This window comes from Mesorhizobium sp. B2-3-7 (assembly GCF_006442695.1).
GTDB lineage: Bacteria > Pseudomonadota > Alphaproteobacteria > Rhizobiales > Rhizobiaceae > Mesorhizobium.
In genome coordinates this window covers 342,814-355,637 of record NZ_VFVV01000002.1, presented here as the reverse complement: position 1 = coordinate 355,637, position 12,824 = coordinate 342,814, and the positions used below count along the sequence as shown (strand labels likewise).

Below are 12,824 nucleotides of genomic sequence, written 5' to 3'. Positions count from 1 at the left end.
ACCATGGCCGAGCCACTGATCCGCATGCAGAACATCCGCAAGTCCTACGGGCGCGTGCAGGCGCTGGTGGACGCCAATTTCCATGTCAACGAGCGCGAGATCGTCGGCCTGCTCGGCGACAATGGCGCCGGCAAGTCGACGCTGATCAAAGTGCTGTCGGGCGCGGTGCCGCTGACCAGCGGCGACATCTTCATCCGCGGCAAGAAGGTGAACCTGCGCAACACCAGCGACGCCATCGCCAACGGCATAGAGACCATCTACCAGGACTCGGCGCTGGTCACGCAATTGTCGATCGCCCGCAATTTGTTCCTCGGACGCGAGCCGATCAAGCCGCCGCGCTTCCTCAACCGCATGGACCAGGAGGCGATGAACACGGTCGCCCGCGACCTGCTCAAGCAGGTCGGCATTTCCAAGAACATTCCGCCGACCACGCCGATCGGCTCGCTCTCCGGCGGCGAGCGCCAGGCGGTGGCGATCGCGCGCGCCATGCATTTCGACAGCGATCTCATCATCCTCGACGAACCGACCAACAATCTTGGCGTCGCCGAAACCCAGGGCGTGCTGAGCTTCGTGCGCAGCGCGCGCGATTCCGGCCATTCCTGCATCTTCATCGCGCACAACATCCACCATGTCTTCCAGGTGGTGGACCGCATCGTCGTCATGCGGCGCGGCAAGGTGGTGGCCGGGGACATCGACCCCAAGACGACCAGCGTGGCGGAGGTTGAACGCGTCATCACCGGCATGTCGGACAAGGAGATCCGCGACGCCATCGCCGATGGCAAGGGATCGCATTGAGGACGAGCGCAACATCCCTGCGAAACAGCAGAATGGGCGTCCGGGCGATGGGCGCGATCGGCGCCGCTCAAATCGCCCGTCTGGCGTGCCATCGCATCGGCAATAGGGTTGCGGCATGAAAGCCACCGTCTCTGACATCGCCAGGAACTGCGAACTGTCGACGGCGACGGTCGACAGGGTGCTCAACAACCGGAAGGGGGTCAGCGCGGCCAACCGGCAGCGCGTCATGGAGGCCGCCAAGCAGCTCGGCTATCTGCCGGTCGCCGATCAGGTAACGCTCCCCTCGCGGCCGGCCAATCTGGAATTCTTCCTGCCGATCGGCAGCAACGCCTTCATGCAGGATTTGGCCAGGCATATCGAGGATTATGCCTCGCGCCTGCCGCTCGTTGCCTCGTGCCGGATCCACAACCTCGCCGGAATCTCGCCGAACGCTTTGCAGACCGCCGTCGAAAACCTGTCGCTGAAAGCCAACGGCGTCGGCGTCATCGCCGTCGATCATCCCAGGACGCGCAACATCCTGCGCGACATCGTCGAGGCCGGCATTCGCCTGGTGACGCTGGTGTCCGATATTCCGGCCGCACCACGCTCGGCCTATGTCGGCATAGACAACCGGGTGGCGGGACGGACCGCCGCACTCCTGATGGGGCGCTTTCTCGGCGACCGCGAGGGCCAGTTGGCGATGGTGGTCGGCTCGCGCTCCTATCGCGGCCATGAGGAACGTGAGATGGGTTTCCGCTCCGTGCTCGGCGAGGAGTTCCCCAACCTGAGCGTCAGCAGCGCCGTCGAGATCAACGACGAGACCGGTGCCAGCTATGCCGAAACCATGAAGGCGCTGCGCAACGAGCCGGAACTGCTCGGCATCTATTGCATTGGAGCCGGACGCTCCGGCGTTGCCAAGGCCATCCGGGAGGCCAGGCCCAACCGCAAGCCGGTATTCATCTGTCACGACCTGGCGAGGGAAACGCGCGGCTATCTCGTCGACGATCTCGCCGACGTCGTCATCGACCAGAATGCCAGGCTGATCGCCGAGCAATCGGTCATCCGCCTGCTTGGCTCGATCGCATCATCGGCGCCCTACCTGACGCGGAAATTCATCGAGCCGCGGCTGATCTTCCGGGAAAACGTCCCGGTGCAGTGACGCGGGCCGCGAGGCCTTCCGGTCACGTCGCGAGCGATACGGCGAATCTGCACAGCTGCTATGCACGATTCACGATTGCCGAATCATTGGGCAACTCATAGCTTTTGGTTGTCGGCCATCTACTCCTCCCAGATGCGATGCCGGCGCTGAGTGGGGTGCACCTCCTCCCGCACCACATTCGAAATCGAGCCCGCTGCCACCTCCTCCCGGCAGCGGGCTTTTTTATTGCATGCCGGACATTTCCGGGAACGGCAGGGAATCCACGCAACATCAAAGCCACGGCAAACCGGAAGCGCACGCGCTGTCCGGCGCCAATGAGCCTTGCCGATGGATCAGCCCGCGGCGGCTCCGCCCCTGAAGGACTGGATCAACCCTTCCGCCATGCGCACCAATTGCGCGCTGGGACCTTCGGTGCCAACGGTCTGCACGCTCACGCGCGCGCCTTCGCACAGCAGCGAAAGCGTATCGGCCAGAAGTTCGGCCTGGCCGATGCCGGCGCCCCGGCAGAGCGCCACCAAGCGCTCGCGCTGGGCTTCCTTGAGTTCCTTGATCACGCGCCTGGCCGGATGGTCGGGTTCAGTCAGCTCAACCGCGGCGTTGGCCATGTCGCAGCCCCGGCAATCGGCCGTAAGCATCTCGGCCGCCTTGCGAACCCAGGCATGCAGTTGCGCGAGCTTGTCGCCCGGGTGCTCGGCTTCGAATGCGTCCCACATCGCGCCGGCCTTTGATGCGGTGGCGCGCAGGCATTCGATGATCAGATCGTCCTTGGATTCGAAATGACGGTAGAGCGTCATCTTGTTCGTGCCGGCAGCCTCGGTGATGGCGTCGACGCCGACGCCCTTGATGCCGTGCTTGTGGAACATGTCGCGCGCCGTCTCCAGGATCCGATCCCGGGGACGAGGACGCTCCACGACGCCGTCTGTCATCATTGATCTCCTTTCGTTTCCAAAAATCCCTCGGCCACCTCTTGACTAGGGTGTTACCGGTCTGTAACTTCCAGAATGTTACTTACTGGTAACACCTATGGCGTCCGCCGTCAATAACAAGACCGTGATCTGGTCCGGCCAGATCGGGGCGGGCGAAAAATTGCATTTCATGCGGCTCCGGCCGGTGAAGAGATGAAAAACGGTTCGCGAGCATGGGCTGCGAATCGACAGACAAGGAGCCGGCCAATGCCACAGCGCCGCGATCTTACCATAGATGAAGCCGTTCGGGATCCGATGATCCGGCTGGTCATGAAAGCCGACGGGGTCGATCCGCGCGCTTTCGAAACAATGCTGCGCACGCTTGCCGGCACGCAGCGCGGCGAGGTGCCGTTGCTCCGTTCGTCGGAAGAGTTCGGACGCGGCCAGAGGCTGTCCAGGGTTGCCACTGCGTTCGGCAGGGCAAGAGCAGCCGGAGAGGCGTGCGTGTCGTGGTAAACTTCTTCATTCACCGCCCGATCTTCGCCTCGGCGATCGCCATCATCATGGTGCTCGCCGGGACGATTTGTTATTTCCTGCTGCCCGTCTCGCAGTTTCCCGACATCACACCGCCGCAGGTCGTGGTCAGCGCCCACTATCCGGGAGCCAGCGCGCAGGTGGTCGCCGACACTGTGACGACGCCGCTGGAGCAGCAGATCAACGGCGTGCAAGGCATGACCTACATGTCGTCGACCAGCTCCAATGACGGTTCCTCGACGATCACCATCACCTTCGATGTCGGCTACTCCCTGAGCACCGCCGCCGTCGACGTCCAGAACCGCGTCTCGCAGGCTGCCTCGTCGCTGCCGGCGATCGTCAATCAGGGCGGCGTGACGATCAAGAAGCAGAATCCGAACTTTGTCCTCATCGTCAACCTCACCTCGCCCGACGGTTCCGTCGATCCGGTGGCACTGTCGAACCTTGCCTATCTGCAAGTGGTCGACCCGCTGAAGCGGCTGCCCGGTGTCGGTGACGTGCAGATCTTCGGCGAGCGGCGCTATTCGATGCGCGTCTGGCTCGATCCGGACAAGCTTGCCAATCTCGGCATCACCGCCGTCGACGTCCAGAACGCCATTGCCGAGCAGAACGTCCAGGTGGCCGCCGGCAAGATCGGCCAGTCTCCGGCGCCTGCCGGCACCGCTTTCGAGATGCAGGTCAATGCCGTCGGCCGGTTGAGCGATCCCAAGGAGTTCGGCGACATCGTCGTGCGCGCCAACACCGCCACCGGTTCGCTGGTGCGGCTGCGCGACGTCGCGCGCATCGAGCTCGGCGCCCTGCAATATTCGTCGTCGGCCTTCTTCGGCAAGGACCCGACCGTGGTGCTCGCCGTCTATCAGATGCCCGGCTCCAACGCGCTCGATCTGCAGCAGCGCGTCAAGGACAAGATGCAGGAGCTGTCCGCCCGCTTCCCCAAGGGCGTCAGCTATGCCATGCACTACGACACGACGCGCTTCGTCTCGGCCTCCATGCATGACGTGCTGATCACGCTCGGCGAGGCTCTGGTCCTCGTCGTCGCCGTGGTTTTCATCTTCCTGCAAAGCTGGCGCACCACAATCATTCCGACGATCGCCATTCCGGTGTCGCTGGTGGCGACGCTCGTCGTCATGGAGATGATGGGCTTCTCGCTCAACATGCTCTCCCTGCTCGGCATGGTGCTGGCGATCGGCCTTGTGGTCGACGATGCCATCGTGGTGGTCGAGAATGTCGAACGACAGCTCGAGGCCGGGCTGAAACCGCTGGCAGCGACGAAAGCCGCCATGGCCGAGGTCACCGGTCCGATCATCGCCACCACAGCCGTGCTGATGGCCGTCTTCGTGCCGGTCGCCTTCATCCCCGGCGTTTCGGGACGGCTCTACAACCAGTTCGCGCTGACGGTGGCGATCTCGGTCGGCATTTCCGCCTTCAATTCGCTGACGCTGAGCCCGGCGCTGAGCGCTGCCTTCCTGCGCCATCGCCAAGGCACGCAATTCGTGCTGTTCCGCTGGTTCAATTCGGGCTTCGACAGGCTGTCGCATGCCTATGCCAATGGCGTGCGCATCCTCATCCGTTTGCGCTGGATCATGCTCGGCCTGTTCGCAGCCGGGCTGGTCGCCACCTATTTCGTCTGGGCGAAGCTTCCCTCGACCTTCCTTCCGGTCGAGGACCAGGGCTATTTCTTCGTCGTCATCCAGTTGCCCGACGGCGCTTCGCTGGAACGCACCGACGCTGTGGCGCAGAAGGCGCGCGACATCCTGCAGGCGACGCCCGGCGTCGACATCGTCGGCTCGATCAGCGGCCTGAACTTCCTGACCAGCGCGGCGCAGTCGAATTCCGCGGTCGAATTCGCCATCCTAAAGCCGTGGGAGGAGCGTGGCCCCGACCAGAGCGCCTCCAAGCTCGTCGCCGACGTGCGCGGCAAGCTGATGCAGATCCCGGAGGCGTTCGCGCTCTCCTTCGATCCGCCCTCGATCCCGGGTATCGGCACCACGGGCGGCTTCGAATTCGTCGTCGAGGACCTTACCGGCCGCGGCAGCACCGCGCTCAACGACGCGACGCAAGCCGTGATCGCCGAGGCGCGCAAGCAGCCGGAAATCAACCCTCAGCAGCTTTTCTCGCCATTCTCGACCTCGACGCCGCAGTTCAACTACGACCTCGACCGCGCCAAGGCGAAGCTGCTCGGGCTCAACCTGCCTGACGTCTTCAACACGCTGCAGATCTATCTCGGCTCGCTCTACGTCAACGACTTCAACCTGTTCGGCCGCACCTTCCGGGTGACCATCCAGGCCGACAAGGATGCACGCGCAGGTGCGGCCGACATTTCGCGGCTCTATGTGCGCAATGCCTCCGGCGGCATGGTGCCGCTCAGCACGCTGGGCAAGCTGGTGCCGTTCGTCGGCCCGGAAACGGTGCCGCACTACAACAACAACGCCTCGGCCTCGATCAATGGCGGCGCCGCGCCCGGCTATTCGTCCGGCCAGGCGGTCGCCGCCATGGAACGGGCCGCCGCCACGGCTCTGCCAAGGGATTTCGGCTTCGAATGGACCGGCATCACCTTCCAGGAGCTCAAGGCGGGATCGATCGCGTCGGTCGTCTTCGGCCTCGCCATCGTCTTCGTCTTCCTGATCCTGGCGGCGCAATATGAGAGCTGGGCGATGCCGTTCATGGTGCTGCTGGCAGTGCCGCTCGCCTTGTTCGGCGCGTTCGTGGTGCTGTGGGTGCGCGGCATGCAGATCGACGTCTACTCGCAGATCGGCTTCGTCATGCTGATCGGCCTGGCGGCCAAGAACGCCATCCTGATCGTCGAGTTCGCCCGGCGACGGCGCGAAGAAGGCCTCAGCATTGTCGAAGCGGCGATGGAAGCGGCACGGCTGAGGCTGCGGCCGATCCTGATGACGGCCTTCGCCTTCATCCTGGGCGTGCTGCCGCTGATGTTCGCGACCGGCGCCGGTGCTGCCAGCCGTCAATCGATCGGCACCACCGTCTTCGGCGGCATGGTGGCGGCGACCATCCTGTCGCTGGTGTTCGTGCCGGTCTTCTATGCGGTCATCGAACAGCTGCGCGAACGGCGCGGCGGCGACGAGCCCGCTTCCCTGCATTCCGAACCAACTGCCGAACCCGCCTTGCCGCCCATGGCGCAAGCGGCCGAATAAGATTGGAGACTGAACATGCGTAAATGGAAAATCGCTTTGGGCGCCGCTGTCGCGCTGGGCGCAATCTCGGTGGCGAGCGTTCACCTGCTCGATATGGGCAGCCTCAGCCTCAATGCCGGCACGGCCGGAGCGGCAACGCCCGCTCCCGCGGCATTCGTCATGCCGGTGCCGGTGACCAGCGTGGTGAAGAAAACGATCCCGATCTATCTCGACTATGCCGCCCGCACCGAACCGATCCGCAGCGTCACGCTGCAGGCCAGAGTGCCGGGCTACCTGGAAGAGCAGGCCGCCGAAGACGGCGCCGACGTCAAGAAGGGCGACCTCCTCTACAGGATCGCGCCGCAGGACTTCCAGGCGGCGCTCGACCAGGCGAAGGCGCAGGTGCAGCGTGATACAGCGACGCTCGACTATGCCCGCTCCAATCTCGGCCGCGGCACCGAGCTCGCCAAGAGCGGCTATTTGGCCAAGGACAGCTTCGACCAGCGCACCAGCACCTTGCGCGAGGCGCTGGCGTCGCTGGCGCTCAACCAGGCGGCGGTCCGCTCGGCCGAGCTCAATTTGAGCTATTCGGAGATTCGCGCTCCCTTCGCAGGCCGCATCGGCCGTAACCAGGCCTCGATCGGCACGCTGGTCAGCGTCGCCGGCACGGTGCTCAACACGCTGGTGCAGCTCGACCCGATCTATGTAACCTTCAATCCGAGCGAGAGCGATCTGGCGCAGATCGAGGAAGCTCGTGCCGCCGGCCCGATCGAGGTCGAGGTGCTGCTCCCGGGCGAGACCGAAGCCCATCAGAAGGGTGAACTCACCTTCATCGACAACACGATCGACCATTCGACCGGCACCATCACCGCGCGCGCCACCATCGGCAACGCCAAGTTCGCGCTGCTGCCTGGCCAATATGTCCGCGTCCGGCTGCACGTCAAACAGCAGCCCGATGCGCTGATGGTGCCGCAGGTGGCACTGGGTTCGAGCCAGCTCGGCAAATATCTCTACGTCGTCGGCAAGGGCAACACGGTCGACCAGCGGCTGGTCTCGACCGGGCCGACCAGCGGCGACCTGGTCGCCATCCTGAGCGGAGTCACGGAAGGCGACCAGGTGATAACAGGCAATCTGCAGAAGATCGGCCCTGGAATGCCGATTTCGCCACTGCCACAGAAACCGGCCACCTGACTCCCCCGCAGGCCCGGTTTCAGCGCGGCGCCCCGGCCTTCCCACAGGTCGCGGGCGCCGCTTTTGCGAGCAGCTCCGCCCGGCCAGTACCGGCGATGTGAAAAAAGCCGCAAAAGTCCTTGTTAGATTGTCGACAATCTGCTTGTCTTGCCTTTGTTTCGTCGGGAGTGGCCGGGATGGCAAAGGCGGATTTCAGTCCAATCGCGGATACGACCCGACGCGCGGAGATCGTGGCGCTGCTGCGACGGGCAATCCTAACCGGCCAGTTGGAGCCGGGCCAAAAGCTCAACGAGCTCAGGATTTCCGAACAGATGCGCGTCAGCCGCGCGCCTTTGCGCGAAGCGATGCGCGAGCTGGTGCAGGAAGGTATCCTGACCAGCATCCCCTATGCCGGCACCTTCGTCATCAATGTCACCGCCAAGGACATCGACGATGTCTACTCGCTCAACAAGGTGCTCGACGAATTCGCCATCGAGCGGACATGGGAGCTGCGCGACCAGCGCTTTTTCGATGAGCTCGACCGGCGCCATGAGGCGGTGAAGCAGGCGACGCGCGACCGCGACACCACAAGGCAGATCGAAACCGCGCTGCAACTGCATGGCCTGATTCACGAATGGGCCGACAATTCCGTTCTTTTGGAAACATGGCAACGGCTGACCAGCCGGTTGCAGATGTATTTTGCCCTGCACCAGCAGGCACGCAACGAAGCGGTGCCTGCCGAGAACGTTCACGAGACTTACGTGCGGCTGCTCAAGGGCGACGACATGCGCGCTGCCCAGCGCCACGCCCGCGAGCATATAGACCACGACTTCGAAGAGCTTCTTGCCTACGCGCGCGCTCTCGAACGGCGCCCGTCGAAAGGCGCCTGATCCTTCCCCAGCGGACAACGGACATCAACGTGCAGATCGCAACCATCAAAGCCTACCATGTCGCGCAGCCCTTCGTGGACGGCCCCTATCGCATGTCGAAGGGGCGCGTCGCCGACGCCTTCGACGCAGTGATCGTATCGATCACCTCCGATGACGGCATCACCGGCTGGGGCGAGATGGCGCCGCTCGGCAATTTCTATTCGGCCGCCTTCCCGGCGGGCGCCCGTGCCGGCGTTATGGAGATCGCCCCGCACCTCATCGGCCACGACCCGCGCGGCCTCGCCGGCATCGGCCGGCTGATGGACATCGTGTTCAAAGGGCATCCCTACATCAAGTCGGCGCTCGACATGGCCTGCTGGGATCTCGCCGCGCGCGCCGCCGACGTGCCGCTGGTGACGATGCTGGGCGGCAAGGAGAGCGATACGGCCGAGCTTTACAAGGTCGTCACCCATGGCAGCGTCGATGCCATGGCCGCACTTGCGAAGCGCATCGTCCAGGACGGCTTCCACCGGCTGCAGGTCAAGGTCGGCGGCAACGTTCGCGACGACATCGAACGCGTCACGGCGGTCGCCGCCTCAGTGCCGAAAGACACTGTCATCTTCTGCGATGCCAATGCCGGCTGGACGCACTACCAGGCGCGCCAGTTCGCTGATGCGACGCGCTCGATCGATTACACATTCGAGCAACCCTGCACGACGATCGAGGAAAACATGTCGGTGCGCCGCATGCTCGACAAGCCGATGGTGCTCGACGAATCCGTCACCTCGCTGGAGGACATGCTGGAAATTCATCGCCGGGGCGCGGCCGACGGGCTGACGCTGAAGATCTCGCGGCTCGGCGGCGTCGGCAGGACCCGGCTGATCCGCGATGTCGCCGTTGACCTCGGCTTCATGATCACCGTCGAGGATACCGGCGGCGCCGAGATCGACACGGCAGCCATGGCGCATCTGTCGCTGTCGACGCCGCAGGAGCGCCGCCTGCACGCCATCGCGTTCCACGAATGGGTGACGGTGCGCACGGCGTCGAACAAGCCGCCGGTCACCGGCAGCCGCATGGGCGTTCCGGATGGTCCGGGCCTCGGCATCGACGTCGTCCCGGATCTTCTCGGCAAGCCCTTCTTCGAGGTCGGCCGGTGAAAATCCGCGGCATCAAGGCGACGCCGATCAACCTCAGGCTCGAGGCGCCTTATGCCTGGGTGTTCGGTGAACTCGACGGCTTCTCGCCGACCATTGTCGAAGTGGAGACCGAAGATGGCCTGATCGGCCTCGGCGAAGCACCGACGCCGGCAGCAGCCGCGATCATCAACGACATCCTGGCACCGCGGCTCGTGGGCCGCGACGCCTTCGACATCGCGGGCGCCGAGCATGTCTGCCTCCCCTACTGGACCGGCGTGCAGTCGATCAACGACCGCGCCCGCATCATGGCCTTCGGCGCGATCGAGATGGCGCTCTGGGACCTGCGCGGCAAGGTGTGGAACCAGCCGCTCTACCAACTGCTCGGCGGCGCCGTGCGCAAGGAGATCCCGTTCACCGATTACTTTTCGCTGCGCGGCGACGGGCCAAGGGTGAAAGGCGAGACGACGCCGGAGGAAGTCGCCGACTACTGCGTCGAGCTTCATGAGACCCACGGAACGACCTTCTTCGAAGGGAAGTTCTCGACGCAGGATCCAAAAATCTCGCTGAAGATGATCGAATTGATCCGCAGGAAGCTCGGCGACGATGCGATGATCCGCATCGATTCCAACCAGGCCTATTCGCTCAGCACCGCCCGGCGACTGGCACGGCCGCTGGAAGAGCTTAGCGTGCGCAATTGGGAGGATCCAGTGGCGACGATCGAGGAGATGCGCGAACTCAGGCGCCATTGCTCGATCCCGTTCTCGACCCACAACATCGACATCGCCCGCGCCATGGACCTCAAGGTGCCCGACGCCTTCGTCGGCAATCCAACCGCGCATGGCGGCATCGGCCGCATGCTGCGCTTCGTCGGCGCCTGCGAGCACGCCGGCATCGATTTCTGGTGCTACAGCGGCGACAGCGGCATCGGCAGCGCCGCCTACCTGCATCTATGCGCGGCGCTCGGCTGGATACGGGAACCGAACCAGTCGCTGTTTCGCATGCAACCGACCGACGTCACCGAGGAAGGACCGTTTTGCCCGAGGAATAATGTCGTGCCTGTGCCGGAGGGGCCCGGTCTCGGCATCACATTGTCGCGAGAACGGCTCGCTGCCTGCCATCGCAACTTCGCCGAGAACGGGCCCTGCAACAAATATCACGATCCGGCAAAGCCCGGAACTTACCGTCGTTTGCCGCTGAACTAGATGAGGGCGGCCGGCCACAACAGCAGAAGCCAGCCGCCGCGATCCCGGTCGGAAAGGGTGGCCACGGACTAGAGGAAGCAGTGCAGCCCAGAAACCGGCACGTCCGCGCCAAGGACTGGATGGACCGGACAAAACCGCGTGCTACAGTCCCGGTCTACAGGCCTCTGGCGACCGGAAACGGTATAGTCGCGAATTTTCGTCAACCATAAGAAACAGGGGAAAGGGTCAAACCCATGAGCAAGAATTATCGCATTCTCGACCTCATCCGGCGCAATCGCTCGCCGCTCGAAAATCACCTCATCGACGGTCTCGTCGACGGCCGTGTCAGCCGCCGCGACTTCATCCGCCATGGCAGCCTGCTCGGCCTGTCGCTGCCGCTGCTGGGCGGCATCACCACGGCCGCGGGCCTCGGTGCCATGCCGTCGCTCGCCCGGGCGCAAGGCGCGCCAGGCGCCACGATCCGCGTCGCAAGCAGCGTGCCGGCGGCGACGATCGACCCTGTCACCATCGCCGATGCCGGCGGCCTGCTGATCATGCAGCAAGTCGCGGAGTTCCTCTGCGTCGACGGCCCCGATCTCGTGCTCAAGCCGGCGCTGGCTGAAAGCTGGAAGCCGAACGACAACGGCTCGGTGTGGACTTTCAAGCTGCGCAAGGGCGTGAAGTTCCACTCAGGCGGCGAAATGAAGGCCGACGACGTGGTGGCCAGCATCGACCGGATCGCCGACCCGGCCAACTCGTCCAACGCATTGTCGGTGTTCACCGGTATCCTGTCGAAGGGCGCCAGCAAGAAGGTCGACGACTACACGGTGGAATTCCACCTCGACGCCCCGAACGGCAACTTTCCCTACATGGTGTCGTCCGATAATTACAACGCCGTCATCGTGCCGGCGAGCTACAAGGGCGACTACGAAAAGAGCTTCGACGGCACCGGGCCGTTCAAGATCGACAAATACACGCCGAAGGTCGGCGCTTCCTTCGTCCGCAACGAAGGCTACTGGGGCGAGAAGGCGCTGCCGGAACGCACCGAATTCACGTTCTTTGCCGACATGCAGCCAATGATCCTGGCGCTGCAGGGCGGGCAGGTCGACATCATCAACCAGATGCCTGTCCTGTCTGGCGTGGCGCTGCTCAACGATCCCAACATCGACATCATCAGCCTGAAATCGTCGGCGCACCAGCAACTGCACCTGCGCTGCGACGACGGGCCGATGAAGGATGCGCGCGTGCGCCGCGCCATCGCGCTCAGCCTGGACCGCGACAAGCTAGTCGCGGGCCTGATGAAGGGGCGCGCCGTGGCCGGCAACGACAGCCCGTTCGCCCCGGTTTATCCCTCGACCGATGCGAGCGTGCCGCAGCGCAAGCAGGACATCGCGCAGGCCAAGCAGCTCATGGAGGCGGCGGGCGCGGGCAAGGGCTTCAAGATGACGCTGACCACCGAGCGCTATCTCGAAATCCCCGAATACGCCCAGCTCATCCAGAACTGGGTCAAGGAAATCGGCATCGAGCTCGAGCTCAACATCCTCGACCAGAGCGCCTATTACGGCGACGCCGTGTTCGGCAAATCGAACTGGCTGGACTCGGAAATGGGCATCACCGACTACGGCCACCGCGGCGTGCCGAACGTCTATCTTGCCGCCCCGCTGAAGAGCGAAGGCACGTGGAACGCGGCGCACTTCAAGAACAAGGACTACGACGCGCTGGCGACCAGCTATATCGCGGCCCTCGATCTCGAAGCGCAGAAGGCGACGGCAGGCAAGATCCAGAAACTTCTGCTCGAGGAGACGCCGGTCATCTTCGGCTATTTCTACGACTATCTGACGGCGACGGCGAAGGGCGTGGCCGGCGTGCAGCCGACCGCGATGTCGCAGCTGTTCCTGGAAAAGGCGTCGAAGGCCTGAGCGGAAGGGAAAGCCAATCCTATAACAGCCAGCTTCCTGACGGGAG

The 12,824-nt window shown here is 64.1% G+C and carries 10 protein-coding genes; 9 read left to right on the top strand and 1 reads right to left on the bottom strand.

The genetic code is table 11. The features are described 5' to 3' along the window. The first annotated feature begins 3 nt into the window (after positions 1–3). A complete protein-coding gene (locus FJ940_RS05575; protein WP_140497927.1) occupies positions 4–795 on the top strand; it encodes an ATP-binding cassette domain-containing protein in 792 nt (263 codons plus the stop codon). A 115-nt stretch (positions 796–910) separates the two neighbouring features. Beyond that, positions 911–1,933 carry a LacI family DNA-binding transcriptional regulator gene (locus FJ940_RS05570; RefSeq protein ID WP_140655696.1) on the top strand — a complete coding sequence of 341 codons (1,023 nt, stop codon included), beginning with the start codon at positions 911–913 and terminating at the stop codon, positions 1,931–1,933. A 332-nt stretch (positions 1,934–2,265) separates the two neighbouring features. Here FJ940_RS05570 and FJ940_RS05560 read toward each other — a convergent pair whose 3' ends face one another. Next, positions 2,266–2,859 carry a TetR/AcrR family transcriptional regulator gene (locus FJ940_RS05560; RefSeq protein WP_140497923.1) on the bottom strand — a complete coding sequence of 198 codons (594 nt, stop codon included), beginning with the start codon at positions 2,857–2,859 and terminating at the stop codon, positions 2,266–2,268. Between the two features lie 246 nt (positions 2,860–3,105). On the opposite strand from FJ940_RS05560, the gene FJ940_RS05555 reads away from it, so the two are divergent. From FJ940_RS05555 to FJ940_RS05525, 7 genes are all read left to right on the top strand, one after another. Beyond that, a complete protein-coding gene (locus tag FJ940_RS05555) occupies positions 3,106–3,354 on the top strand; it encodes a hypothetical protein (RefSeq protein WP_140655694.1) in 249 nt (82 codons plus the stop codon). Next, complete coding sequence (locus tag FJ940_RS05550; protein ID WP_140655902.1) at positions 3,348–6,524, top strand: multidrug efflux RND transporter permease subunit; 3,177 nt, start codon at positions 3,348–3,350, stop codon at positions 6,522–6,524. The genes FJ940_RS05555 and FJ940_RS05550 overlap by 7 nt, the downstream gene beginning before the upstream one ends. A 15-nt stretch (positions 6,525–6,539) precedes the next feature. Further along, positions 6,540–7,694 (top strand): efflux RND transporter periplasmic adaptor subunit, encoded by a 1,155-nt coding sequence (locus FJ940_RS05545; protein WP_140655692.1) that lies wholly within the window; start codon positions 6,540–6,542, stop codon positions 7,692–7,694. 176 nt (positions 7,695–7,870) lie between these two features. Further along, the gene (locus FJ940_RS05540; protein ID WP_140558256.1) at positions 7,871–8,563 is read left to right on the top strand and encodes a GntR family transcriptional regulator; all 693 of its coding nucleotides are present in this window, start codon (positions 7,871–7,873) and stop codon (positions 8,561–8,563) included. A 29-nt stretch (positions 8,564–8,592) separates the two neighbouring features. Further along, positions 8,593–9,699 carry a mandelate racemase/muconate lactonizing enzyme family protein gene (locus FJ940_RS05535; RefSeq protein ID WP_140558258.1) on the top strand — a complete coding sequence of 369 codons (1,107 nt, stop codon included), beginning with the start codon at positions 8,593–8,595 and terminating at the stop codon, positions 9,697–9,699. After that, positions 9,696–10,880: a mandelate racemase/muconate lactonizing enzyme family protein gene (locus FJ940_RS05530; protein ID WP_140655690.1), complete on the top strand. Its 1,185-nt coding sequence runs from the start codon at positions 9,696–9,698 to the stop codon at positions 10,878–10,880. The genes FJ940_RS05535 and FJ940_RS05530 overlap by 4 nt, the downstream gene beginning before the upstream one ends. A 233-nt stretch (positions 10,881–11,113) precedes the next feature. After that, positions 11,114–12,778 carry an ABC transporter substrate-binding protein gene (locus FJ940_RS05525; RefSeq protein ID WP_140497911.1) on the top strand — a complete coding sequence of 555 codons (1,665 nt, stop codon included), beginning with the start codon at positions 11,114–11,116 and terminating at the stop codon, positions 12,776–12,778. Positions 12,779–12,824: the final 46 nt, after the last annotated feature.